Below are 22541 nucleotides of genomic sequence, written 5' to 3' on the forward strand. Positions count from 1 at the left end.
CGATGTGATGAGACGCCTCTTGGCGGTGGCTGGTGTGGCGGTATGCGTCGGACTGTTGTTTCTTGTCGGCGCCAACGGATGATTGGATGAATATTCGCAAAACGGTTGTCCTTTCTTGCGGTAATGCGTTATAATGAGAAAAACAGCAGGAGAGGAGAAACACCGATGTTGACCGATTACCATAACCATTTGGAACGAGGGGCGTTGACGCTTGATTATTTGCGCCAGTTCACGGATGCAGCGGCCAAAAAAGGCATCCAGCATTTCGGCATTTCCGAGCACGCGTACCATTTCTATCAAACGAAAAACATTTTGTCAAATCCGTGGGTCGAGGCGCGCCGCTGCTACGATATGGCCGATTACGTCCAGCTGTTCTACGAAGCGTGGGATGCGGGCATCGATGTGAAAATGTCGATTGAAATGGACTATACACCGGGCAAACACGAGGAAATGGCCGCCTTCATCCGTTCATACGAGTTTGACTATGTCATCGGTTCGATCCATTGGGTCGATGATTTCGGCATCGACTTAGTCGAATATCGCCACGAGTGGGAACGGCGCGATTTGTACGATACATACCGCAAATATTTCGATCAAGTCGTGACGCTCGCCGAGTCGAATTTGTTTGACATTATCGGCCACCTCGATTTGGTGAAGATTTTTAAATACGTCCCGGAAGATGAGGAATTTTTGCTTGAACAATACGACCGGGCGACCACAGCGCTCGCCAATTCGAAAACGTGCGTCGAAATCAGCACCGCCGGGCTGCGCAAGCCGGTCGGCGAACTGTATCCGGCCCCGCGCCTGTTGAAAATGTGCTATGACAAAGGCATTCCGATTGTGTTGTCGTCCGACGCGCACGTGCCTGAGCACGTCGGCGCCGACTTTGACAAGGCGGTCGAACTCGCCCGCAGTGTCGGCTATACCGAGCTGATGACGTTCTCGAAAGGCGAGCGGAAGGCGGTGCCGCTCGGCTGAATGGAACTGACAAAGCACGAGGGTGTCCCAAAAGGATCGGGACACCCTTTCTTATTCCTGTATGTAGGCATAAAACAATCATTAAGAAACGATATGTTATGTTGAAGGAAAAACAACCTTTTGGGTCAGCCCCATGTCATCACCGCCTTTTCGCAAGAGAGAACTATACGATGCGAATGGCTGCTGAGGGGCTTGCTCGACTGAAAAACGCAGGCTCCTTTCTGGGAAGGCCTGCGTTTCGGTATGATCCGCCCACAGAAGCGGGTGGTTATGCTTCGAGCCGTTTCACCGTTTCGATGTCATCAATTTGCGCCAACGCCTGCAATACTTCATCATCGACTGGTTTGTCAAGCGATAAGATCATCATCGCCTTGCCCCCCGCTTCTTGGCGGCCGACTTGCATGGTGGCGATGTTGACATCGTGCGCCCCAAGCACGTTCCCGACTTTGCCGATCATCCCCGGCCGGTCTTGGTGCTGGATATACAGGAGATGGCCTTCCGGGGCAAAGTCGATGGCGACGCCGTCAAAATGGACGATGCGGTCGCCGTAGTTTGGCACGTGCGTTCCTTTGATCGTGAACGTTTTGTTTTCGCCATGGACGGTGAGCGAAATGCAGTTCGCATAGCCGTGCGTTTCATCGGAAAATTTTTCGCCGTATGTGATGCCGCGCTCTTTGGCGACCATGGCGGCGTTCACCTCGTTGACGGTGGAGGCGACGCGCGGCCGCAGGAAGCCGGCGAGCAGGCTGCGGGTGATGTACGTCGTCTCCAGATCAGCGACCGTGCCGGCGTAGGTGACCGACAGCTCTTGCACCGGGATGTTCATAAACTGCGATGCGATCAAGCCGAGCTTCCGGCCTAAATGATAGAATGCTTGAATTTTTTCATAGACATCTTTCGACAACGCCGGCAAGTTGATCGATGAGGTGACTGGCCGTCCTTCAAAAAAGTGGAGCAGCTCTTCCGCGACTTGGGTGGCGACGTTCAGCTGCGCTTCGACGGTCGACGCCCCTAAATGCGGTGTGACGATCACATTGTCAAACGCTAAAAGCGGGTGATCCCCTGGCGGCTCTTGTTCAAAGACGTCGAGGGCGACGCCGGCGACATGTCCGCTTTCCAAGAACGGGATGAGCGCCTGTTCGTCGATGATGCCGCCGCGGGCGCAGTTGATCAAATAGACGCCCTTTTTCGTTTTCGCCAAGTTTTCTGTGCCAAGCAACCCACGCGTTTCTTTCGTGAGCGGCGTATGAACGGTGATGATGTCAGCCACGGCCAGTACTTCGTCAAGCGAGTGAATCGAGACGCCGAGTTTTTCGGCGCGTTCTTTCGTTAAAAATGGGTCGTACACGTGCACGCTCATGCCAAAGGCGCGCGCCCGTTTGGCGACTTCCGAACCGATGCGGCCGAAGCCGATGATGCCCAATTTCTTGCCAAACAGCTCGTTGCCGACAAACGCCGAGCGGTTCCACTCCCGCGATTTGACGGAAATGTGCGCCTGCGGGATGCGTCGGACGAGGGCAGCCATCATGGCAAAGGTATGCTCAGCGGCCGAAATCGTATTGCCGTTTGGCGCGTTAATGACGACGATGCCGCGTTTCGTCGCTGCATCGACATCAATGTTGTCGACGCCCACCCCGGCGCGGCCGATAATTTTTAATTTTGGCATTTTTTTCAATAGTTCTTCCGTCACTTTGGTGGCGCTGCGCACGAGCAAAGCGTCAAAGGTGTGCAATTCCTCTTCCGCTTCGTTTACTTTCTTTTGTACGATGTTGATCTGCGCCGATGCGCAGAGCGGCGCCAAACCTTCTTCACTGATGGCGTCGGAAACGAGTATGCGAAACACAGCGGGTGCCCCTTTCTGTTTCAAGGATGTTAAATTTCTGATAATTTAACATGCGAAAGCGGTTTCTGTCAATGGGGGGGAAGAAGTCATACCAATGAAAACGTTTTTTTGATCGGGAATGTTCGGGTTTTGAAAAAGAAAAACGCCCACATCAAACGATATGGGCGACATTGTTCGGAAATGAAAACAACGCGTAACGCGATGATATGTTGAGCGGATTACTTGTTTTTCCGTTCGTTGTAGCGGGCGATGCATTCGTCGATCAATTTGGCGGCTGCTTCCGGCCCTTCCCATGTGCCGATTTCCGTCCGTTTCCCTTGCAAGTCTTTATAGCGTTCAAAGAAGTGGGCGATTTCTTTCAGTTTGTGCTGCGGGAGATCTTCAATCGAGCGCACTTCATCAAAACGCGGATCTTCGACCGGAACGCCGATCAATTTCGCGTCTTCTTCGCCGCTGTCGACCATGTTTAAATAGCCGATGACGCGCGTGTCGATGACGCAGCCCGGAAACGTCGGGTTTGTCGTGATGACCAAAATGTCAAGCGGGTCGCCATCCAGCGCCAACGTATTTTGCAAGTAACCGTATTCAGCCGGATAAAACATCGGTGAATATAAGACGCGGTCGAGCTTGAAAATGCCTCGTTCTTTGTCGAATTCGTATTTGTTTTGGCTTCCGGTTGGAATCTCGATAAACGCTTCGACAATTTTATTTTCGAATGCCATAACCCGTTCCTCCTTTGTTGGTTATGTATACATGAAAACTTGTCCACCCAAGCAGGAGCGGCGGACAAGCCAATCTTATTGTAGCACGTTCACCCAAGATGCGCCACTTGTGAAATGCCATTTTTTCACGCTTGCATCAAAAAACCCTCTTGCCGATGAGGCAAGAGGGGGAATGTCAGTCAAATTTATTCGGATCGCCGTCAAAAGGCTCGTCAGCGACTTTAATCGACTCAGTCGGACAGCCTTCGAAGGCATCCATCATATCGTCAATCAAAATCTCCGGAACTTCGACGATGCCTTGGTTGTCATCAAGGGTGACGTAGGCAATGCCGTCCTCGTCGTAGTCGTAAATGTCCGGAGCGGCGGCGCCGCAGGCTCCGCAGGCGATGCAAGTCTCTTTATCAACAATCGTATACTTTGGCATAAAAATCGAACCTCCCCAAGTTTATTGGAAACGGACGGGCCATCTCCGTGTTGCCTGCTCGGAAATGAACTTTCACTTTTATAATAAGACCGTACGGCGGGCTTTTCAACAAAAAAATCGCTCTCTTGTATTTTTACACATATGCATCTTATTTAATTTTGTTATCATATGGCGGAACTGTCAACCGAATCGATTTTTTCTGCCGACCAGTCGGGTGATTTTTGCTACAATAGAGGCGAGGGAGGAACAAAGGATGCGGCATGGCTATGCCCCATTTTTGCTTGCCCATTGCTTGCGCCGCTTCAACGGCGAACGGACGCTGGCGGCGGTGTATCATTTATTTTCGGGAAAAAAATCGGCGCAGACGCTCCAAGACAGCAAATGGTTTCAGCTTGAGCCGCTGTTTGGCACATGGAAGAATGTGACGATGGCGGCGCTCGAGGAGGCGGCAATGGCGCTTGTCGAACAGCGGCTCGCTTTATCCGCGAAACAGCGGACATACACATTGACCGCGGCAGGAGAAGAATGGCTTGCTGAGCAAGCGGCGCTTTTCCCCCGCCATCTGAACGGCTGGCGCTATCATGAGGCGGAACCGTTGTTTTGGCAGCGTCTTTCCTTGATCGGGCAGACATTGTCAAACCTCGTCTATGGGCGGCGTTTTGCACCGATTTGCCGCGACGAGCGGACGCTTCAATGGGTGAAGCAATATTTGCTTGCAAAAGGATCACGCCAAATGTTGGCCGAGACGCTGTATCAAGAGCTCATCCGGCTGCTTGAAGCGGTTTCGGAAGAAGCGGCGGCGATCTTTACGCTGCGTTTGACGAGCGCTGTCCGCATCGGTTGGACGATGGAGCAAATCGCGGTCCATTTGCAAAAGGACGCCCTCTACGTGCAGTTTCAATTCCGCAACGTGCTTCATTACATCATGGCGGAAGCTGAGGCTGGACGCGCTCCGATGATGGCCGAATTGATGAGCGGGCTGGCGCCGGCGGTGCTGACACAATCCGCGCAAAAAACGTATGAATGGCTGCGGAAAGGAAAAACAAAGGAAGAAATTTCTGATATCCGTCGCTTGAAGGGAAGCACGATTGAGGATCACATTGTCGAAATCGCTGCCAATGTACCCGGCTTTTCGATCGCTCCGTTTGTCGATGATGAAAAGGCGGCTTCCATTCGAGCGGCGGCGCAGACGCTTAGGACGCGGAAATTGAAAGAGATTCGCGAGGCGCTTGACGGTAAAGTGAGCTATTTTGAAATTCGGCTCGTGTTGGCAAAGGAAGTGGGACGTTGGACGAGTTGACGAAAACGTTGCACATGCAGTTCGGACATGCTGCATTCCGCCCAGGGCAGCGGGAAGTGGCGGAAGATGTGCTTGCTGGGCGCGACGTGCTGGCGATATTGCCGACCGGAAGCGGCAAGTCGCTTTGCTATCAGCTGCCAGCGTATTTGCTTCAAGGCAGTGTGCTGATCGTTTCGCCGCTTGTGTCGCTCATGGAGGACCAAGTCGAGCAGCTGCGACGGCGCGGGGAAAAGCGAGTGATTGCTTTTCACAGCCTGCTTGATGCTGAAGAAAAATGGCAGGCGCTCGCTTCGCTTGCGGAATTTCGCTTTATTTACGCGTCGCCGGAGATGCTGCAGTCGGCAAAATTTTTAACGGCGCTTCGACGCGTATGCATTTCGCTTTTTGTCGTCGATGAGGCGCACTGCATTTCTCAATGGGGATATGACTTTCGCCCGGACTTTTTAAAGCTTGGGGAGATCCGGCGCGCGCTCGGGGCTCCGCCGTGTTTGGCGTTGACGGCGACGGCGCCGCCCGAGGTGCAGGAGGATATTATTCGCACGCTTGGGATGGATGGTACCCGCCGCCATATTCATTCCGTCGACCGGCCGAACATCGCCTTGTGCGTAGAGCATTGTTCATCAACGGAGGACAAAGCGGCGCGCTTGGCCGATTATGCCAAGCGTCTCGAAGGCCCGGGAATCATTTATTTTTCGAGCCGTCAATGGGCGGAAGAGATGGCGCGCCGGCTCGAACAGTGCGGCGCGGGGCGGGTGGCGTATTATCATGCCGGCATGGACGGGGAGCAGCGGTTGCTCGTGCAGCAGCAATTTTTATACGGCCAGCTTGACATCGTATGCTGCACGAGCGCATTCGGCATGGGCGTGAACAAAGAAAACGTCCGATTTGTGCTTCATTTTCATATGCCGGTCCAGCTCGAGGCGTACGTGCAGGAAATCGGGCGCGCGGGGCGTGACGGAGCGCCAAGCCTTGCTGTGTTATTTTATGCGGACGGCGACAGGGCCATGGCTCAGGCGGTGGCGGAGGCTGAGCTGTTAAGTCCGCGCGAGCTGCGTGAGTGGTGTCGGCGGCTGCCGGAAGGAGCCGGATGGGAAGCGGCGATGGCGACGCTCGAGGCTGCCGGATTCACCGACATACAAAAGCGGCTGTTGGCGTATTTTTTAGAACGGGAACAACGGGAGATGCCTGGCTGGCTGACAGCGGAGGCGAAAGAGCGGCTGTACGGCAGGATGGCGGCCGCCATCGAGGCGCGGCGGCGCTGGAAGCGGAAAAAACTGCAAGAAATGGATGAATGGGTGCACTTGTCTTCGTGCCGGCGTCAAGCGCTTGTCCGCGCGTTTGGCGAGGAGCTGACGGATCAGCGGAATGTCTGCTGCGATCGATGCGGGCTTTCGCTTGACGGCTATGAACGAGCCGTCCGCCGTCCGGAGGCGGCGCCGGTTCGCGATTGGCGCGAGGAATTGTGGGACATGCTTTTTGGCGGGGGACGGACGAATGAAACGGCAAAGTGAACAAATCCGGCAGATGACAGAGCGCGAGCTGCTTTTTCATCTTTATGTAACGCAAGGGTTGCTGCTTCTTGCCGCCGGCGGCTGTTCGCTCTTTTTGTTCGATTGGGCGGAGTGGCGCCGGATTTGGCGGTTCGATCTCACCGATGTGCTGCTATACGGAACGGGCGGGGCGGCGCTCGTGCTGGCGGTCGATTTTTTGGCCATGCGCTATTTGCCGGATGATTGGCATGACGACGGCGGAGTGAACGAAAAAATATTCCGCGGCCGCTCGATTCCGCATCTCTTTTTTTTATGTGCGCTCATTGCTGTGACGGAAGAATGGCTGTTTCGCGGCGTTGTGCAGACGTATTGGGGGCTTGGGGCGGCAAGCGTTATTTTTGCTCTGCTGCATGTGCGCTATTTGGAAAAATGGTTTTTGTTTCTGATGGTTGTGCTCATCAGTTTGTTTCTCGGTGCGCTTTACGAACAGACCGGGAGTTTATGGGTGACGGTTGTCGCCCACTTTTTGATCGATGTGGTGCTCGCTTTGCATATTCGGTTGCAGCGGGAGAAAGAGGTGAAGCGATGAAAGGAACACAGGGGAGCCGGGCAGGGCGGAGCTTGCGGATCGATGAGAACGCGCCGCCCTCACGCATCAAACGGCGGAGGGAAAAAGAAGAACAAAAACGAAAATACGTCCCGTCCCGCCTGCTTGTGTTTTTGTTTTTGGCGCTGCCGGCGGCCGTGCTGGCCATCCACCATGTCCAATCGAAGTCCGACACGGTCACAGTTGTTCGTCATGAAGATCAAAGCGGCCGCGAGACGGTGCGCATTATTCGAGACGACGAAGTCAAGGGAGCCAAACAGGCGGCCAAACCGAAGCAGAAGGGCGCCGCTGACCGAGGAAGCGGCGGCGGTCGGGAAAAGACCGACACTAGTGATGAACGAGGAAAAATCATCACCCATGTCGTCACGGCCAATGAGACGCTCTACAGCATCGCCATGAAATATTACGGCACGCCGAGTGCGATCGACCGCATCAGAAAGGAAAACGGCTTGTCGACGGGCCGTCTTAAGCCAGGGCAAACGCTGCGCATTCCGCTTGACGAAAATCATTGAGCGACCCCGTCTTTTTTTGAACAAAGCGTTGTCTGCCGCTCCCCCTTCTTTGTTCTAATTTGCCTTCTGCGGCATATGATGGACAATAAAAACAGGACAAGGGGGAGAGCATGATGGCCCATTTTCCAGATGAATTTCCCCTCGATGAAGTGGCGAAGGAAATGTTGATGGCCGTCATCGAAAAAAAGAAAAAATGGGAGCGGCTCGAAAAGCGGACGTTGCTCTTGCAGGCGGCCGCGTTTTCCGGTTTGGCCGTTTTCCTGCTTTATCTTTTGGCCAAAGCGGCGGCTTTCGGGACGTGGGGAGAGCGGATCGCTTGGTTTTTCGCGGCGCCTGCCCATGTGTTGATTCTGCTTCTTTTAAGCACCGTTTATTGGGCAGCTGTCTACTACAAAGGAAAAAGCGAAAAGGCGGAAGACGATTTTCACGCCCTCCGCTGTGAGATCATTCAAAAAAGCATCGATTTATGGCAGGACCAAGAACAGTGGAACGGGCGCCATCGGCTGTTTGAATGGATGAAGCGGGAGTATGGCATCAATCTGTATTATGAACAAAGCTGAGCGGAGGCCTCACCCCAGTTGGCTTGGAAAACTTGAGGAGGAAAAAATGGGCCGCCTATGGATAATCGCCTTTGTCGCTGTCTTGTGCACGTATTTGTTTTTTCGCTGGCTGCCGCCCCTTGAGCCTTTTTCCCCAACCTTGTTTTTGACGCAGCTGTTGTTTTCCCCGTTTCGAACATGGCTTGCTTTGGCCTGTTTTTTGCTCGGCGTCGCTGCCAACGGGGCGCTTCTTAGCATCGCTGTAACCGGGGTGATGCGTTTGTTGTTCGGTCGGCCGCCCCGTTTAGGCCAATGGTTGCTCAGCTTGGCGGCGCTCGGCCATTTTTATTGGGCGTTTCAGTTTCATTGGCGGCTGGCGGCGCTTTTTTTCGTTTTTTCCTTTTTTTATGGTATGATGACGTTGAGAGGCCGCCAGACGATGCCGCATCGCTGGCCATGATAGGAGGAAGTATGCTGATCGGGGGAGCAACCGAGAAAAAATGCTTGTCTAAAATGGGGAAAACGATGTAAACTCATTAATAACAACAAACGAACCAATTGCCGCTTGCGTCATACAATAACGGTAAGAGATGGCTCTGTAGGTAAGGAGGGGTGCCGATGCGTCTTGAGCGCTTGACCCACAACAAAATCAAAATTTTCCTGACGTTTGACGACTTGCTGGACCGCGGGTTGACGAAAGACGATTTATGGAAAGATACGTTTAAAGTCCATCAGCTGTTCCGCGATATGATCGAAGAAGCAAGCGAAGAGCTCGGTTTTGAAGTGAACGGATCGATCGCGGTCGAAGTGTACTCTTTACCGGCGCAGGGCATGGTCGTTATCGTTACGAACGAAGGCGACTACGACGATATGGAAGAAGAATTCGCCGACGATTATATCGAAATGCAAGTAACGCTCGATGAGAGCGATGACATATTTTACGAATTCCAAACGTTTGAAGATGTCATCCAGCTCGCTCATCGCCTGCATGCGGTCGGCTGTCTCGACGGTACGCTTTATTCCTATCAAGACCGCTTTTACTTGCATGTTCCCGAAGAGCCTCCCATTCCGCTTGACAACTTTGTCGCCTTGCTGGCCGAGTTTGGCAACCCGGCTACGATAACGATACATCGTGTGCAAGAATATGGGAAGCGGCTGATTGACCGCCGCGCGATCGAACAGCTCGTTCGTTATTTCCGCGCCAACTAAGGCATAGAAAGACTCCTTGAAATGGACAAGGAGTCTATTTTTTGCGCCGGCAGCTCGACGCCGCTCCCCCATTTTTCCTTTGCATCCGGCCACAGAAGGTGTATACTATGACATGAAAGGCGACAAATTATTATAGCGAGCTTATAGGAGGTTTACGTATGGCAGCGGATAAGCATACGGAAGAGAAAGAACAACAATACGACGTGCTGGCGTCGACACAAATTGTTATACATAGAGCGTTGGAAAAGCTCGGCTACCCGGAAGAAGTGTATGAGCTGTTAAAAGAGCCGATCCGCGTGTTGACAGTCCGCATTCCGGTGCGCATGGACGACGGGTCGGTGAAAATTTTTACCGGCTACCGCGCGCAACATAACGATGCGGTCGGTCCGACGAAAGGCGGCGTGCGTTTCCATCCTGATGTGACGGAACGAGAAGTGAAAGCGCTGTCGATTTGGATGAGCTTAAAGTGCGGCATCGTTGACTTGCCATACGGCGGCGGCAAAGGCGGCATCGTCTGCGACCCGCGCACGATGTCGTTTCGCGAGCTCGAGCGGCTAAGCCGCGGTTATGTGCGCGCCATCAGCCAAATCGTCGGACCGACAAAAGACATTCCGGCGCCGGATGTGTTTACGAACTCGCAAATTATGGCGTGGATGATGGATGAGTACAGCCGCATCCGCGAGTTTGATTCGCCGGGGTTTATCACCGGGAAGCCGCTTGTCCTCGGCGGTTCGCACGGCCGGGAAACGGCGACAGCCAAAGGAGTGACCATTTGCATCCGCGAGGCGGCGAAAAAGCGCGGCTTGTCGCTCAAGGGGGCGCGCGTCGTCGTTCAAGGGTTCGGCAACGCTGGCAGCTATTTGGCCAAATTTATGCACGACGCCGGGGCGAAAGTCGTTGGCATTTCCGATGTGTACGGCGCGCTGTACGACCCGAACGGGCTCGACATCGACTATTTGCTTGAACGGCGCGACAGTTTTGGCACGGTGACGAAGCTGTTTAAAAATACGATTTCGAATCAAGAGCTGCTTGAGCTCGATTGCGATATTTTGGTGCCGGCGGCCATCGAAAACCAAATTACGGCCGAAAACGCTCCGCGCATAAAGGCGAGCATCGTCGTCGAGGCGGCGAATGGGCCGACGACGCTTGAGGCGACGGAAATTTTGACGCAGCGCGGCATTTTGCTCGTTCCGGATGTGTTGGCAAGCGCTGGGGGCGTGACTGTGTCGTATTTCGAATGGGTGCAAAACAACCAAGGTTACTATTGGACGGAAGAAGAAGTGGAACAGCGGCTTGAAAAAGTGATGGTCAAAGCGTTCAACAACGTGTATGAAATGGCGCAGACGCGCCGCGTCGACATGCGCCTTGCCGCCTACATGGTCGGCGTCCGCAAAATGGCGGAAGCGTGCCGGTTCCGCGGCTGGGTGTGAGCGCAGCAAGCGCCGATGTTTGCAAGCTTTGGTGAAATCCCCTATCATAAGATAGGGGATTTTTTGCTTCATGCGAGGTGGCAAACACGATGAAAGAGGAGAAAATCATTATTGTCGGCGGCGGTCCGTGCGGGCTGGCGGCGGCGATTGCTTTGCAAGACGCCGGATTTTCGCCGCTGGTGATCGAGAAAGGAAACATCGTCCATTCGATTTACCGTTTTCCGACGCATCAGACGTTTTTCAGCACGAGCGACCGATTGGAGATCGGCGGCGTGCCGTTTATCACGGAAAACCGGAAGCCGACGCGAAATCAAGCGCTCGCTTATTACCGGGAAGTCGTGGTTCGCAAGCAAGTGCGCGTCAATGCGTTTGAAGAAGTGAAAATCGTCAAGCCGCAGGAAGACGGGACGTTTTTTATTGAAACGACAAAAGGGACGTACCGCGCGCAGTACGTCGTCATCGCCACCGGCTATTACGACCATCCGAACTATATGAACGTGCCGGGGGAAGAGCTGCCGAAAGTGATGCATTACTTTAAAGAAGCGCACCCGTACTTCAACACCGACTGCGTTGTCATCGGCGGGAAAAACTCGAGCGTCGACGCGGCGATGGAGCTTGTGAAAGCGGGGGCGCGCGTGACAGTGCTGTATCGCGGCAACGAGTATTCGAAAAGCATTAAGCCATGGGTTTTGCCGGAGTTTGACTCGCTTGTAAAGAAAGGCGTCATCCGCATGGAGTTTCGCGCCCAGGTGAAAGAAATTACCGAAGATGCCGTCGTGTATGAAGTGGACGGGGAAACGAAAACGATCAAAAACGACTTTGTGTTTGCCATGACCGGCTATCATCCGGATCATCGCTTCTTGATGAACATCGGGGTGCAGATCGACATGGAAAGCGGCCGGCCTCATTATGATCCGGAGACGATGGAAACAAACGTGCCGGGGGTGTTTATCGCCGGGGTGATCGCTGCTGGCAACGATGCGAATGAAATTTTTATCGAAAACGGCCGCTTCCATGGAGGCGCTATTGCTGCCTGCATCGCCAAGCGCGAACGGGAGGGGTCAGCCAAGCAACGGCAGTAGCGCTTCTTAATACATCCACTGGGCATATGACGGCATGCCCTCCTCGAACGATGAACGCTTTGCGGGCAAATGACATTTGCCTGCTGGCGTTCTTGTTCGAGGGAAGAGGCAGAAAAGTTTGTGTTCAGCCATATCATTCTATGTTTTTTAGTAAAATAACGGATAATCAACACTCGTGTCATGATGCGAAAGCGAGGGTGGCTTGCGTGACGAAACGGAAAGTGGTGCTCCTGACAACTGGCGGCACGATTGCGAGCAAGCGAAACGAACGTTCCGGCCGCCTGCGGGCCGGGGCGCTAAGCGGTGAAGAACTCGCCGCGATGTGCCATTTGCCGAGGGAGATTGAGGTCATCGTTGAGAGCGTGTTTCAACTTCCGAGCATGCATTTGACGTTTTCGCATTGGCTTGAGCTGAAAAAACGGATTGAAGCGCATTTCACCGATCCATCCGTTGATGGCATTGTCGTCACTCACGGAACCGATGCGCTCGAAGAAACGGCCTATTTCCTTGATTTGACGATCGATGACCCGCGGACGATCGTCGTCACCGGTTCGCAGCGGGCGCCGTCTGATTTGGGCAGCGATGTGTATATCAACATCCGCCATGCCATTTACGCTGCGTGCGCTGAGCCGTTGCGTGGGGCGGGGACGGTCGTTGTGTTCAATGAACGCATTTTTGCCGCGAAATACGTGAAAAAAGAACACGCCTCGAACATTCAAGGATTCAACGCTTTCGGTTTCGGCTATTTAGGCATCATTGACAACGATGAGGTGTACGTGTACCAAAAGCCGATCCGACGCGAATATTACAAGCTTGTGCGCCCGCTTCCACCCGTGGACATTGTGAAATGCTACTTGGAGGCGGACGGCAAGTTCATTAAAGCGGCTCGAGAAAGCGGCGTCGCTGGCATTGTGCTCGAAGGGGTCGGCCGCGGGCAAGTAGCGCCAAAAATGGTCGATGAAATCGTCAAAGCCATCGAAGCGGGGATCAAAGTCGTTGTGACGACGAGCGCTGAGGAAGGGGCGGTGTATACAACGTACGATTACCCCGGCAGCGCCTACGATTTGCATAAGAAAGGGGTTATTCTTGGCAGCGACTACGATGCGAAAAAGGCGCGCATCAAGCTCGCTGTCGCTCTTGCTGCCGACGCCGCCGTTGATGGCTTGTTCGCTTATTAGGCAACAAGCGGCCCAGCCATTCCTCTTTTTTTCTCCCCCGTTTCGTGGTACGATGAAGTTAAAAATGCCAAAGAAACGGGGATCGAGGATGTTTTCGTTGATTTCCGCCGGCGTCGCTCCCGGGTTGGCGCTGCTTAGTTATTTTTATTTAAAGGACGAGTATGAGGCTGAGCCGCTTTCGTTTGTGTTGCGCATGTTTTTGTTCGGCGTCTTGCTTGTGTTTCCGATCATGTTCATCCAATACGTGCTGGCGGCAGAAGGGATCGCCGTGTCGCCGGCAGTCGAGGCGTTTCTTTCTGCTGCGCTCCTTGAGGAATTTGTCAAATGGTTTGTCGTTTATTTTTTTGTATATGACCACGACGAATTTGATGAGCCGTATGACGGCATTGTGTACAGCGCCAGCGTCTCGCTTGGGTTCGCGACGCTGGAAAACATTTTGTACTTATTGGCCAACGGGGTGGAGACGGCCATCGCCCGGGCGCTTTTGCCGGTGTCCAGCCATGCGCTTTTTTCTGTCATCATGGGGTTTTATTTCGGCAAGGCGAAGTTTGCCGCAAAAAAGCGCCGCTATTATTTATGGGTGTCGTTTTTGCTGCCGTTTTTCCTTCATGGCGTCTATGACTGGCTGCTGCTTGCCAAAGAGCGATGGGGCTATTACATGGGGTTGTTTATGCTCGCCTTATGGTGGGCGGCGTTGCGCAAAATAAAACAAGCGAAAGGATACGCCCGCCCTCAAGCGGTGCCGCCTGTGAAAAGCCAAGCGTAAAAGCTTTGGCTTTTTTCTTTTTTTGCATAAAAAAGGGAAACGGAAGGAAAATAGGGGTAAAAACGGTGAGTGTTGACGGGAGGGTCACATATGGCAAGGAAATGGGTTCTATTCATCGCATTGGCTGTTTGGACATGCATGTCCCCATCAGACCATGCTTCCGCGTTTTCCCCGCAAGTGATTCAGCGCGGAGCAGTTGGCGATGATGTCATTGAACTGCAGGCGCGGCTGCAATACCTTGGGTTTTACAACGGCAAAATTGACGGCGTGTTTGGCTGGCGAACGTATTGGGCGCTGCGCAATTTCCAATACGAATACGGCTTGCCGGTCGATGGACTAGCCGGATCGGAGACGAAACGGAAGCTTGTGAACGCTTCAAAATATTACGAGCAGTTTGTGAAAGAGCAAATCCGCCAAGGAAACGATTTCACCCATTACGGCGGCATTCCGCTCAGCCAGCAGGTGAAAAAACGCGGCGGCGGTTCAGCGGGTTCAGTGCGGGCTTCGAAAACGACGGCGTCGAACGTGCCGAAAGGGTTTTCCCAAAACGATATTCGGCTGATGGCGAACGCCGTTTACGGGGAAGCGCGCGGGGAGCCGTACATCGGACAAGTCGCTGTGGCTGCCGTGATTTTAAATCGGCTCGAGCATCCGTCATTCCCCGATACAGTCGCTGGAGTCATTTTTCAGCCTGGTGCATTCACCGCGGTCGCCGATGGGCAAATTTGGCTGACGCCGAACGAAACAGCAAAAAAAGCGGTGCTGGATGCGATCAACGGCTGGGACCCGACCGGGGGAGCGATTTACTACTTCAACCCGGCCACGGCGACGAGTTCATGGATTTGGAGTCGCCCGCAAATCAAGCGGATTGGAAACCATATTTTTTGCAAATAAAAGGAGGGAGACGAGATGGTGCGATACTTACTGATTGCAGCGCTTGTCGTCGCTGGCGTCGGCACGGGTTACTGGGGCTACCGCGAGCATCAGGAAAAAAACGCGATCTTAATTCATGCAGAAAACAATTACCAGCGCGCGTTCCACGATTTGGCCTACCAGATCGATTTGCTGCATGACAAGCTTGGAGCGACGCTGGCGATGAATTCGCACGCCTCATTGTCGCCGGCGCTCGCCGAAGTGTGGAAAATCGCGTCTGAAGCTCATTCCGATGTCGGCCAATTGCCGCTGTCGCTTTTGCCGTTTAACAAGACGCAAGAGTTTTTATCGAAAATCGGCGAGTTCAGCTACCGGACGGCCGTGCGCGATTTGGAAAAAGAACCGTTGACCGAAGAAGAGCACAAGACGCTCGAGGCGCTGTACAAAAGCGCCGGTGCGATCCGCCAAGAATTGCGCAACGTGCAGCATTTAGTGCTGGAAAATAATTTGCGCTGGATGGACGTCGAACTGGCGCTGGCGACGAACGACGAGAAAGGCGACAACATCATTATTGATGGCTTAAAAGCCGTGGAGAAAAATGTTGATACATTCTCAAGTTCGTCCGAGTTCGGCCCGTCGTTCATCGGTCTCGCCAATGAGGAAAAAGGCTTTGTCCGCGCGAAAGGGCGCCCCATTTCCAAAGCGGAAGCCAAACGGACCGCCCGCGAGTTTCTTGGATTAAAGGGAACAGAAAACATCAAGGTGACGGAAAGCGGCAAAGGGGCGGGCGAACGGTTTTATAGTTTGACGATTCACGATCCGAAAACAAAAGGCGAAATTTATATGGATGTGACGAAAAACGGCGGGTATCCGATTTGGGCGTTAAACAGCCGGCCGGTCGGCAAGCCGAACATGGGCTTGCATGAAGCGGCGAACCGCGGAATGGCGTTTTTGAAACGGCACAAGTTCACCGGCTTTGAGTTGTACGACAGCATGCAATACGATAATGTCGCCATGCTGACGTTTGTCAAAAACGAAAACGGCGTCCGCATTTACCCGGAAGCGATCCAAATGAAAGTGGCGCTTGATAACGGCCATGTCGTCGGTTTTACGGCGCGCGACTATTTGTCATCGTCCATTCCGCGTCCGTTGCCCAAACCGACGCTCACCGTCGAGGCGGCGAAGAAAAAGTTAAACCCGCATTTGAAAGTGATGGAAGAGCGCCAGGCGGTCATTATGAACGATTTGCAAAAACCGGTGCTTTGCTATGAGTTTTTAGGAACGCTTGGCGATGAAACATATCAACTGTTCATTAACGCCGCAACCGGCCTTGAAGAAAAAGTCGAGAAGCTCGAAAGCGTGGAGCCCAATTACAGATGAAGACAAGGGAGGAAAAGCTGCGATTGTCGGCTTTTCCTCTTTTTTTGTAAAGATTAGGAAAGTATAAAATTTTGCAATTGGGCAGAGAGCTGTCTATATAAGTTGAAATTTTGTTTTACATGGCATTATTCACTCTTCTTGTCACCGTGCCAGCTTGTCAGGTGATAAAGACGGGACATGGAGTTAGGAAATTTTTTATTACAACCTATATAGCTCCAAGCGCCATCGGCTCGAGTCGCTCCGCCCCACACTGCGGCGGCGACAGCCTCCTCGGTGGGGCTTGTGCGATCTTCGCCGATAGGCGGGCGCTTTGCGCTTTTCTTAATCAAAGGCAGCCGGGGGTATGGTATAATCGTCATGGGATATCATGCGCGTCAGCGAAACGATCGCTGGTTCGGCAGCTGACAGAAAAGGGGAAAAGGAAACATGATGATCAGAATCGGAGATTCGATCCGGCTTGAGCCGTCGGACGGCTCAGCGCGGCAATACCGAAGCAAAGTGCTCGCCGTTGCTGACGGGGCGGTTCATATCAGCTATCCGATCGATGAACAGAGTGGAAAAACCGTTTATTTGTTGAACGGGATGCAGTTTAAAGCGACTTTTGTCGGGCAAGACGGAGGTTTATACATGTTTGATACGGAAGTGAAGGGGAAAATCCGCGATCCGTTGCCGATGGTCGTCTTGGCTTACCCGGGTGAGGAATATGTCGTGCGCATCCAGCGCCGCCGCTATGTGCGGGTGAAAGCAAATGTCGATGCGGCCGTCCATCCGTCTGACAGCGAGTTCGCCCCGTTTGTGACGATGACGGTGGATATCAGCGCCGGCGGCGCCGCCCTCCTTGTGCCGCCGGCGCACGCTCCGCTTCTTCGCCCCGGCATGGCGGTCGAGCTTTGGCTCGTGTTGGCGATGCGCTCCGGCGAATATCATTACGTGCAAACGAAGGCGTCAATTGTGCGCATCGCTGATGACGAGCGCGGCATGGCGAAAATGTCGGTGGAGTTCACAGACCTCGCCCCTCAAGACCGCGTCCGGCTCATTCGCTACAGCTTTGAACGGCAGCTTGAGGAGAGAAAATGGGAGAACGAACAGAATAAATGAGCTGGGCACGTGGAATACTGCTAGAAAAAATGGGAACTAGGGGGCCTGCGTCATGAAACGGATCGAACAGCTGTTGTGGAAGCTTGTCGTCATCCAGACGATTTGTCTGTTGATCGCCCAATGGCTTGTGTTGTACACGAAAGCGCCCTTGTATATCGGCAAGGTGTACGAATACGAGGGGGTAGCCAAACCGGAAAAAACAAAAACAGTCGAAACGGCCGTCGACCGTTGACGGCGAATATGGTACAATGAACATAGAGACATGCAGGGTTTTCCTGCATTTTTCTTTGTGCACTCATTAAGCGATTTTGGGTAAAGCAGGAGGAAATGATGAAACGACGAATCAGCATTGCGATCGATGGCCCCGCCGCGGCGGGGAAAAGCACGGTCGCCAAACGGATCGCTAGGCGGCTTTCCTACGTATACATCGATACCGGCGCCATGTACCGCGCGCTGACGTATCGGGCGCTTGTATGCGGCGTCGACATCCATGATGAGCAGGCGCTCCTGTCGTTGCTTCGCGATACATCGATTGAGTTGAAACCGTCGCCACATGGGCAAATCGTCCTAGTCAACGGCGACGATGTGACCGACATCATCCGCGGCGAGGCGGTGACGAATGCGGTGTCGCTTGTCGCGAAGCATCCGCTTGTACGCGAGGAGATGGTCGCCCGCCAGCGCGCCTTGGCGGAAGGGGGAGGCGTCGTCATGGACGGGCGCGATATCGGGACGCATGTGTTGCCGAATGCCGAAGTTAAAATTTTCCTGAAAGCTTCGGTCGAGGAGCGAGCGCGGCGCCGGCATGAGGAAAATCTCGCACGCGGCTTTCCATCCGATCTCGAAAAACTGAAAGAAGAGATCGCCCGCCGTGACCAGCTCGATTCGGAACGAGAGACAGCCCCGCTTCGCAAGGCGCCGGATGCGGTGGAAATCGACACGACATCGCTGTCAGTTGAGGAAGTGGTGGAGCGAATTATGGAGATTGTCAACGAAAGGATTGGATGACGGTGGACTTTTATTCATTCGCCAAGGGGATCGTCAAGGGAGTGCTCACCCCTTTTTACCGCATTCAAACGATCGGGATTGAACAATTTCCAAAGGAAGGCGGCGTGCTTCTTTGCGCCAACCATATCAGCAACCTAGATCCGCCGGTCATCGGCATTACGGCGCCGCGCCCGATTCGGTTTATGGCGAAAGAAGAGCTGTTTCGCGCTCCGGTCGTGAAAACGCTCGTCAAAAACTTGCATGCCTTTCCAGTCAAGCGCGGCATGAACGACCGCCAGGCGTTGCGCATGGGGCTTGAGGTGCTGAAGCAAGGCGAAGTGCTTGGCATTTTTCCGGAAGGGACGCGCAGCAAAGACGGTCGGTTGAAAAAGGCGTTGCCCGGCGTCGGCTTTTTCGCTTTGCGCACCGATGCCGCCGTTGTCCCGTGCGCCATTGTCGGCCCGTATCGTCTGTTTGCGCCGCTTAAGGTCGTGTACGGAGCGCCGATCGATATGGCGCCGCTGCGCGCGCGGAAAGCGAGCCCAGAAGAAGCGGCCGATTACATTATGGATCATATCCGCCGGCTGCTGGAAGAGCATCAGCGAGCATGAAAGGAACAAGCGGTTCGAGGCATCCCGTCCGCCGCCTCAATGAGCATTATAGTACATGTTGATTGAGAAAATATGGTATACTAACTAGAAAAGCGTCCTTATTTTGCCGACAGCCGGCTGCGGCCTCGGCGCGAGGCGCGCTTTTGACAGTTGTCAGTCGATGAAGGAGGGTTTTTGCGATGACAGAAGAGATGAATGTGCAAGTCAATGTGTATGAAGTGGGCGATATCGTCCGCGGCAAAGTGGTGAAGCTTGAGGACAAGCAAGTGCTTGTCGAGGTGGAAAACAGCAAGCAAAGCGGCATCATTCCGATCAGCGAGCTGTCGAACTTGCATATTGAAAAACCGAGCGATGCCGTCGCTGTCGGCGATGAAGTGACGGCCAAAGTCAAAAAAGTAGAAGAAGGAAAAGACGGGGAAGAAGGGTTGCTCATTTTATCGAAAAGAGCGGTGGACGCCGAGCGGGCTTGGGAAGATCTTGAGCGCAAATTTGCAAGCGGTGAAACATTTGAAACAGTCATTAAAGACATCGTCAAAGGCGGTCTTGTCGCCGATGTCGGCGTGCGCGGCTTCATCCCGGCGTCGCTTGTCGAGCCGCATTACGTCGAAGATTTTTCCGATTATAAAGGAAAAACGATCTCCGTGAAAGTCGTCGAGCTTGACCGCGAGAAAAACCGCGTCATTTTGTCGCATCGGGCGGTCGTTGAGGAAGAACAAGCGCGGCAGCAAAAAGAACTGCTCTCCCGCCTTGAGCTGGGGCAAGTGTTGGATGGCGTCGTCCGCCGCATTGCTGATTTCGGCGTCTTTGTCGATGTCGGCGGGTTTGACGGGCTTGTACATATTTCCCAGCTTTCCCATACGCGCGTCGCTCATCCGTCGGAAGTGGTGAAAGAAGGCGATGTAGTGAAAGTGAAAGTGTTGGCCGTCGATCCGGAGAACGGGCGTCTGTCGCTGTCGATCAAAGAAGCGCTGCCGGGCCCATGGGAAGGCCTCAGCGAAAAAGTGAAGCCGGGCGATGTCGTCACCGGGACGGTGAAACGGCTCGCTTCGTTCGGTGCGTTTGTGGAAGTCTTCCCAGGCGTCGAAGGATTGGTGCACGTGTCGCAAATCGCCAACCGCCGCATCGGCTCGCCGCATGAAGTGCTGAAAGAAGGCGACGTGGTGAAGGCAAAAGTGCTCGACGTCAACGAAGCGGATCACCGCCTTTCCCTCAGCATCCGCGCGTTGCTTGAGGAAGAGGCGGCCGCACCGGCCGAGGATTACAGCCAATACACAAGAACGTCGGAAACGCGCGGCTTTCAGCTCGGCGAAGTGATTGGCGAGCAGCTGAAAAAATTAAAGTAATGTAGAGCTGCACAAGATCAACTAGCTGGCAAAACAAAGCGAAAGCTCCTTTCTGTCCGATGGCTTCTGCCATTCTGGACGAAGGGAGCTTTTTTCTTTTTTGCTTGATTCATGGCATCGGGACAAGGGCGGCTGCAAGAAAGAGAAGGACCATTTTTTCTTAATGGCGATTCTGTTCCCGCGCTTCTTCTGGTGTATCAAGCCGGGCCGCTCCTTTATAGGAGAGCGATTGATCGCGGTCTGATTCGACGCGCCGCGACTGTTTCAGCTTCTTTTCTTGGCGGTCTTTTCCCACTCCATTCCGCTCCTTTCTATGCAGGATCGTTTTTACTATGGCCAAGTACTCTGCTTTGTATGCATGAATGAGCGTCCAAAAAAGCTGGCATAATGAATATCATAGGGAGTGGAAATGATGGAAGGAGCATTATTTTATTTATTTTTTTGGTTTGTGTGGATTATTGCTACCTTTTGGATGAAAAAGGGAGCTGACCGGACACAACTGGCCGCTTTTGCGCTTTTGATGATCAGCTTTGCTTCATGGACAGTGAAGGTCGGCCCGTTCCATGCCGCGGCGTCCTTTTTTGTGCTGTTTTTCTCCTCCTGTTACGTGGCGGTCACACAGCGGCCATGCGGATGGCTGCGGATGGCGCTGTCAGCGTCCGGCTTGGCGTTTGCCTATGCCGCTTTTCGTCTGCTTGCCTTGTTTGATCCGGTCTGGATTTGGCTTGATGGCCAATGGATGCTTGGCTGGTGGATGGCCTTGATCAGCATTCTGTTCCACCCCCGCATATCCGCCCGCCTTCTTTGTCTGGCGCTCGGCGGCTGTCAAGGGGAAGTGGTGTACGCCATGTCCATCTTTCGCATGGCGCCGGGTTATGTGCTTGGGTCGTTTTCCTTTTTGGATGCGCTCGCCATTAGCGCATTATCTTTGCTCGTTTGGGAATCGATCCGCTTCTTCTCGCTGCAGCTTGAGGAAAAACGGCCTGTAAGGAGGACGAGGCAGCCGTGAACGAATACACGTTTCCGATTTTATACGGTGTTGCCGCTGGGGTGTTGACGCGGCTGTATTTATTGCGCACCGATTACCGGCAATATCCGACCTACTTGCATGGGCGGACGATCCATATCGCCTTAGGAGCGATTGCTGCTGGCTTGGGCACGGTCGCCGTGCCGGCGATTATGGAAAAAGAGTTCGCAGCGATTACGTTTTTGGCCTTGGCCGCCTCACAATTTCGCGACGTGCGCAATATGGAGCGCAATACGTTGAACGAGTTGGATCAGTATGAGCTGGTGCCGAGAGGAAAAACATACATCGAAGGCATCGCGATTGTGTTTGAAGGGCGGAACTATTTAGTCATTTTCGTCTCCTTTTTATCGACGCTCTTTTATTTAGTATGGAACATTTGGGCCGCGCTTGCCGCCAGCATCATCGGCCTTATGGTGGCACGGCGGTTTATGAGCGGAAGCCGGCTGAAAGACATTGCCGACGTCCAATATGTCAAGCCGCGTTTTGAAGGAGCAGGGTTGTATGTTGACAACATCTATATCATGAACATCGGCTTGCCGGCGCGGCGCGAAGAAATTTTGCGCTATGGGATGGGATTTATTTTAACGCCGAAAAATTTCAACGCTCGCACGACGATCGCCAATCTTGGGCAGCGGCAGGCGATTTTGCATGATGTATCGACCGCCCTCGGCATTTACCGCGACTCCGGAACGCCAGCGCTCGTGCCGCTCGCCAAGCGCGATTTGAACGACGGGCGTGTCGGCATTTTCATTTTGCCGCAAGTCGAGGATGCCGAGAAGGCGAAGGCTGTGATCGAAAACGTGCCGGTGCTTGAGAGCGCCATCCGCATGCCGGGCAAACGTCGATGGAAGCGGAAAGGGGGGAGCGGCGATGACGCATGAAAAAATGATTTTGGCCGTCATTACGATGAACGGCGGGGGCGTCGCCGGCGGCGCGCCCATCTTTATTTGCCAAACAAAAGAGGAAATGGAACAGATCGCCGCGAATTTAGAGGCGATTTTGGATGGTATCGCCCATGAAGTGGCGGAGGGGCTTCTTATTATCGTCAAACATTAGTTGTTGAGCGTTTCGCTTTTTGATAAAATAAAGCAGTTGTAGCCTACCCTGGTTCATCACGAAAAGAGGCGCTTGATTTGGTAAAAAGT

At 53.5% G+C, this 22541-nt stretch carries 26 protein-coding genes; 22 read left to right on the forward strand and 4 right to left on the reverse strand.

Annotated features, from left to right (window positions below; all coding sequences use genetic code 11):
• The first annotated feature begins 165 nt into the window (after positions 1-165).
• Positions 166-978, forward strand: coding sequence for a histidinol-phosphatase (locus BJQ97_RS06595; protein WP_160155974.1), 813 nt, complete (start codon positions 166-168; stop codon positions 976-978).
• A 268-nt stretch (positions 979-1246) separates the two neighbouring features.
• Here the strand turns inward: BJQ97_RS06595 and serA are convergent, their stop codons facing one another.
• From serA to BJQ97_RS06610, 3 genes are all read right to left on the reverse strand, one after another.
• On the reverse strand, positions 1247-2821 hold the full coding sequence (gene serA / locus BJQ97_RS06600) for a phosphoglycerate dehydrogenase (protein WP_160155975.1): 1575 nt from the start codon (positions 2819-2821) through the stop codon (positions 1247-1249).
• 218 nt (positions 2822-3039) lie between these two features.
• Positions 3040-3543 (reverse strand): inorganic diphosphatase, encoded by a 504-nt coding sequence (locus BJQ97_RS06605; RefSeq protein ID WP_160155976.1) that lies wholly within the window; start codon positions 3541-3543, stop codon positions 3040-3042.
• 175 nt (positions 3544-3718) lie between these two features.
• Positions 3719-3967 (reverse strand): ferredoxin, encoded by a 249-nt coding sequence (locus tag BJQ97_RS06610; protein ID WP_011231729.1) that lies wholly within the window; start codon positions 3965-3967, stop codon positions 3719-3721.
• A gap of 253 nt (positions 3968-4220) precedes the next feature.
• Here BJQ97_RS06610 and BJQ97_RS06615 point away from each other — a divergent pair, with 253 nt between their 5' ends.
• The 18 genes from BJQ97_RS06615 to rpsA all read left to right on the forward strand — a co-directional run bounded on the left by BJQ97_RS06615 (position 4221) and on the right by rpsA (position 20369).
• Positions 4221-5267, forward strand: coding sequence for a YpbB family protein (locus BJQ97_RS06615; RefSeq protein ID WP_160155977.1), 1047 nt, complete (start codon positions 4221-4223; stop codon positions 5265-5267).
• Positions 5255-6778: a RecQ family ATP-dependent DNA helicase gene (locus BJQ97_RS06620; RefSeq protein WP_160155978.1), complete on the forward strand. Its 1524-nt coding sequence runs from the start codon at positions 5255-5257 to the stop codon at positions 6776-6778. Before BJQ97_RS06615 ends, BJQ97_RS06620 begins: the two co-directional genes overlap by 13 nt.
• On the forward strand, positions 6762-7346 hold the full coding sequence (locus tag BJQ97_RS06625; protein ID WP_160155979.1) for a CPBP family intramembrane glutamic endopeptidase: 585 nt from the start codon (positions 6762-6764) through the stop codon (positions 7344-7346). The genes BJQ97_RS06620 and BJQ97_RS06625 overlap by 17 nt, the downstream gene beginning before the upstream one ends.
• Positions 7343-7876 (forward strand): LysM peptidoglycan-binding domain-containing protein, encoded by a 534-nt coding sequence (locus tag BJQ97_RS06630; RefSeq protein ID WP_160155980.1) that lies wholly within the window; start codon positions 7343-7345, stop codon positions 7874-7876. The genes BJQ97_RS06625 and BJQ97_RS06630 overlap by 4 nt, the downstream gene beginning before the upstream one ends.
• Positions 7877-7989: 113 nt before the next feature.
• Positions 7990-8436: a YpbF family protein gene (locus BJQ97_RS06635; protein ID WP_068896217.1), complete on the forward strand. Its 447-nt coding sequence runs from the start codon at positions 7990-7992 to the stop codon at positions 8434-8436.
• Positions 8437-8482: 46 nt separating this feature from the next.
• Positions 8483-8875 carry a hypothetical protein gene (locus tag BJQ97_RS06640; RefSeq protein ID WP_160155981.1) on the forward strand — a complete coding sequence of 131 codons (393 nt, stop codon included), beginning with the start codon at positions 8483-8485 and terminating at the stop codon, positions 8873-8875.
• Positions 8876-9033: 158 nt separating this feature from the next.
• Positions 9034-9624 carry a genetic competence negative regulator gene (locus BJQ97_RS06645; RefSeq protein WP_160155982.1) on the forward strand — a complete coding sequence of 197 codons (591 nt, stop codon included), beginning with the start codon at positions 9034-9036 and terminating at the stop codon, positions 9622-9624.
• Positions 9625-9782: 158 nt separating this feature from the next.
• Positions 9783-11054, forward strand: a complete 1272-nt coding sequence (locus tag BJQ97_RS06650) for a Glu/Leu/Phe/Val family dehydrogenase (protein WP_011231719.1) — start codon at positions 9783-9785, stop codon at positions 11052-11054.
• A gap of 89 nt (positions 11055-11143) precedes the next feature.
• Positions 11144-12136 carry a YpdA family putative bacillithiol disulfide reductase gene (locus BJQ97_RS06655; RefSeq protein WP_160155983.1) on the forward strand — a complete coding sequence of 331 codons (993 nt, stop codon included), beginning with the start codon at positions 11144-11146 and terminating at the stop codon, positions 12134-12136.
• A 206-nt stretch (positions 12137-12342) separates the two neighbouring features.
• Positions 12343-13314, forward strand: coding sequence for an asparaginase (locus tag BJQ97_RS06660; protein ID WP_160155984.1), 972 nt, complete (start codon positions 12343-12345; stop codon positions 13312-13314).
• Between the two features lie 88 nt (positions 13315-13402).
• Positions 13403-14080 (forward strand): glutamic-type intramembrane protease PrsW, encoded by a 678-nt coding sequence (gene prsW, locus BJQ97_RS06665; protein WP_160155985.1) that lies wholly within the window; start codon positions 13403-13405, stop codon positions 14078-14080.
• A gap of 90 nt (positions 14081-14170) precedes the next feature.
• Complete coding sequence (sleB, locus tag BJQ97_RS06670) at positions 14171-14974, forward strand: spore cortex-lytic enzyme (protein WP_160155986.1); 804 nt, start codon at positions 14171-14173, stop codon at positions 14972-14974.
• 15 nt (positions 14975-14989) lie between these two features.
• Positions 14990-16333, forward strand: a complete 1344-nt coding sequence (ypeB, locus tag BJQ97_RS06675) for a germination protein YpeB (protein WP_160155987.1) — start codon at positions 14990-14992, stop codon at positions 16331-16333.
• Positions 16334-16762: 429 nt separating this feature from the next.
• The gene (locus BJQ97_RS06680) at positions 16763-17431 is read left to right on the forward strand and encodes a flagellar brake protein (RefSeq protein ID WP_160157556.1); all 669 of its coding nucleotides are present in this window, start codon (positions 16763-16765) and stop codon (positions 17429-17431) included.
• Between the two features lie 52 nt (positions 17432-17483).
• Entirely contained in the window at positions 17484-17663 is a 180-nt protein-coding gene (locus BJQ97_RS06685) for a YpfB family protein (RefSeq protein ID WP_013144879.1), read from the forward strand.
• A 98-nt stretch (positions 17664-17761) separates the two neighbouring features.
• Positions 17762-18436, forward strand: a complete 675-nt coding sequence (cmk, locus tag BJQ97_RS06690; RefSeq protein WP_160155988.1) for a (d)CMP kinase — start codon at positions 17762-17764, stop codon at positions 18434-18436.
• Positions 18433-19026 (forward strand): lysophospholipid acyltransferase family protein, encoded by a 594-nt coding sequence (locus tag BJQ97_RS06695; protein WP_160155989.1) that lies wholly within the window; start codon positions 18433-18435, stop codon positions 19024-19026. Before cmk ends, BJQ97_RS06695 begins: the two co-directional genes overlap by 4 nt.
• Positions 19027-19205: 179 nt before the next feature.
• Complete coding sequence (rpsA, locus tag BJQ97_RS06700) at positions 19206-20369, forward strand: 30S ribosomal protein S1 (protein WP_160155990.1); 1164 nt, start codon at positions 19206-19208, stop codon at positions 20367-20369.
• A gap of 160 nt (positions 20370-20529) precedes the next feature.
• Here the strand turns inward: rpsA and BJQ97_RS06705 are convergent, their stop codons facing one another.
• Complete coding sequence (locus BJQ97_RS06705) at positions 20530-20664, reverse strand: YpzI family protein (RefSeq protein WP_075261717.1); 135 nt, start codon at positions 20662-20664, stop codon at positions 20530-20532.
• A 114-nt stretch (positions 20665-20778) separates the two neighbouring features.
• Here BJQ97_RS06705 and BJQ97_RS06710 point away from each other — a divergent pair, with 114 nt between their 5' ends.
• The 3 genes from BJQ97_RS06710 to BJQ97_RS06720 are packed head-to-tail and all read left to right on the forward strand — an operon-like array spanning position 20779 to position 22452.
• On the forward strand, positions 20779-21378 hold the full coding sequence (locus tag BJQ97_RS06710) for a YphA family membrane protein (protein WP_236567146.1): 600 nt from the start codon (positions 20779-20781) through the stop codon (positions 21376-21378).
• Positions 21375-22277, forward strand: coding sequence for a YIEGIA family protein (locus BJQ97_RS06715; RefSeq protein ID WP_160155992.1), 903 nt, complete (start codon positions 21375-21377; stop codon positions 22275-22277). Before BJQ97_RS06710 ends, BJQ97_RS06715 begins: the two co-directional genes overlap by 4 nt.
• A complete protein-coding gene (locus tag BJQ97_RS06720) occupies positions 22267-22452 on the forward strand; it encodes a capping complex subunit for YIEGIA (protein WP_160155993.1) in 186 nt (61 codons plus the stop codon). Before BJQ97_RS06715 ends, BJQ97_RS06720 begins: the two co-directional genes overlap by 11 nt.
• Positions 22453-22541 lie beyond the last annotated feature (89 nt).

Source organism: Geobacillus sp. TFV-3, from assembly GCF_009901865.1.
GTDB lineage: Bacteria > Bacillota > Bacilli > Bacillales > Anoxybacillaceae > Geobacillus > Geobacillus thermoleovorans_A.

Bases quoted from the DNA above. Each gene is read 5' to 3' on its own strand.
- BJQ97_RS06595 (WP_160155974.1), top strand. From the start codon at position 166: ATGTTGACCGATTACCATAACCATTTGGAACGAGGGGCGTTGACGCTT.
- BJQ97_RS06605 (WP_160155976.1), bottom strand. From the start codon at position 3,543: ATGGCATTCGAAAATAAAATTGTCGAAGCGTTTATCGAGATTCCAACC.
- BJQ97_RS06610 (WP_011231729.1), bottom strand. From the start codon at position 3,967: ATGCCAAAGTATACGATTGTTGATAAAGAGACTTGCATCGCCTGCGGA.
- BJQ97_RS06615 (WP_160155977.1), top strand. From the start codon at position 4,221: ATGCGGCATGGCTATGCCCCATTTTTGCTTGCCCATTGCTTGCGCCGC.
- BJQ97_RS06625 (WP_160155979.1), top strand. From the start codon at position 6,762: ATGAAACGGCAAAGTGAACAAATCCGGCAGATGACAGAGCGCGAGCTG.
- BJQ97_RS06630 (WP_160155980.1), top strand. From the start codon at position 7,343: ATGAAAGGAACACAGGGGAGCCGGGCAGGGCGGAGCTTGCGGATCGAT.
- BJQ97_RS06635 (WP_068896217.1), top strand. From the start codon at position 7,990: ATGGCCCATTTTCCAGATGAATTTCCCCTCGATGAAGTGGCGAAGGAA.
- BJQ97_RS06640 (WP_160155981.1), top strand. From the start codon at position 8,483: ATGGGCCGCCTATGGATAATCGCCTTTGTCGCTGTCTTGTGCACGTAT.
- BJQ97_RS06645 (WP_160155982.1), top strand. From the start codon at position 9,034: ATGCGTCTTGAGCGCTTGACCCACAACAAAATCAAAATTTTCCTGACG.
- BJQ97_RS06650 (WP_011231719.1), top strand. From the start codon at position 9,783: ATGGCAGCGGATAAGCATACGGAAGAGAAAGAACAACAATACGACGTG.
- BJQ97_RS06655 (WP_160155983.1), top strand. From the start codon at position 11,144: ATGAAAGAGGAGAAAATCATTATTGTCGGCGGCGGTCCGTGCGGGCTG.
- prsW (WP_160155985.1), top strand. From the start codon at position 13,403: ATGTTTTCGTTGATTTCCGCCGGCGTCGCTCCCGGGTTGGCGCTGCTT.
- sleB (WP_160155986.1), top strand. From the start codon at position 14,171: ATGGCAAGGAAATGGGTTCTATTCATCGCATTGGCTGTTTGGACATGC.
- ypeB (WP_160155987.1), top strand. From the start codon at position 14,990: ATGGTGCGATACTTACTGATTGCAGCGCTTGTCGTCGCTGGCGTCGGC.
- BJQ97_RS06680 (WP_160157556.1), top strand. From the start codon at position 16,763: ATGATCAGAATCGGAGATTCGATCCGGCTTGAGCCGTCGGACGGCTCA.
- BJQ97_RS06685 (WP_013144879.1), top strand. From the start codon at position 17,484: ATGAAACGGATCGAACAGCTGTTGTGGAAGCTTGTCGTCATCCAGACG.
- cmk (WP_160155988.1), top strand. From the start codon at position 17,762: ATGAAACGACGAATCAGCATTGCGATCGATGGCCCCGCCGCGGCGGGG.
- BJQ97_RS06695 (WP_160155989.1), top strand. From the start codon at position 18,433: ATGACGGTGGACTTTTATTCATTCGCCAAGGGGATCGTCAAGGGAGTG.
- rpsA (WP_160155990.1), top strand. From the start codon at position 19,206: ATGACAGAAGAGATGAATGTGCAAGTCAATGTGTATGAAGTGGGCGAT.
- BJQ97_RS06710 (WP_236567146.1), top strand. From the start codon at position 20,779: ATGATGGAAGGAGCATTATTTTATTTATTTTTTTGGTTTGTGTGGATT.
- BJQ97_RS06720 (WP_160155993.1), top strand. From the start codon at position 22,267: ATGACGCATGAAAAAATGATTTTGGCCGTCATTACGATGAACGGCGGG.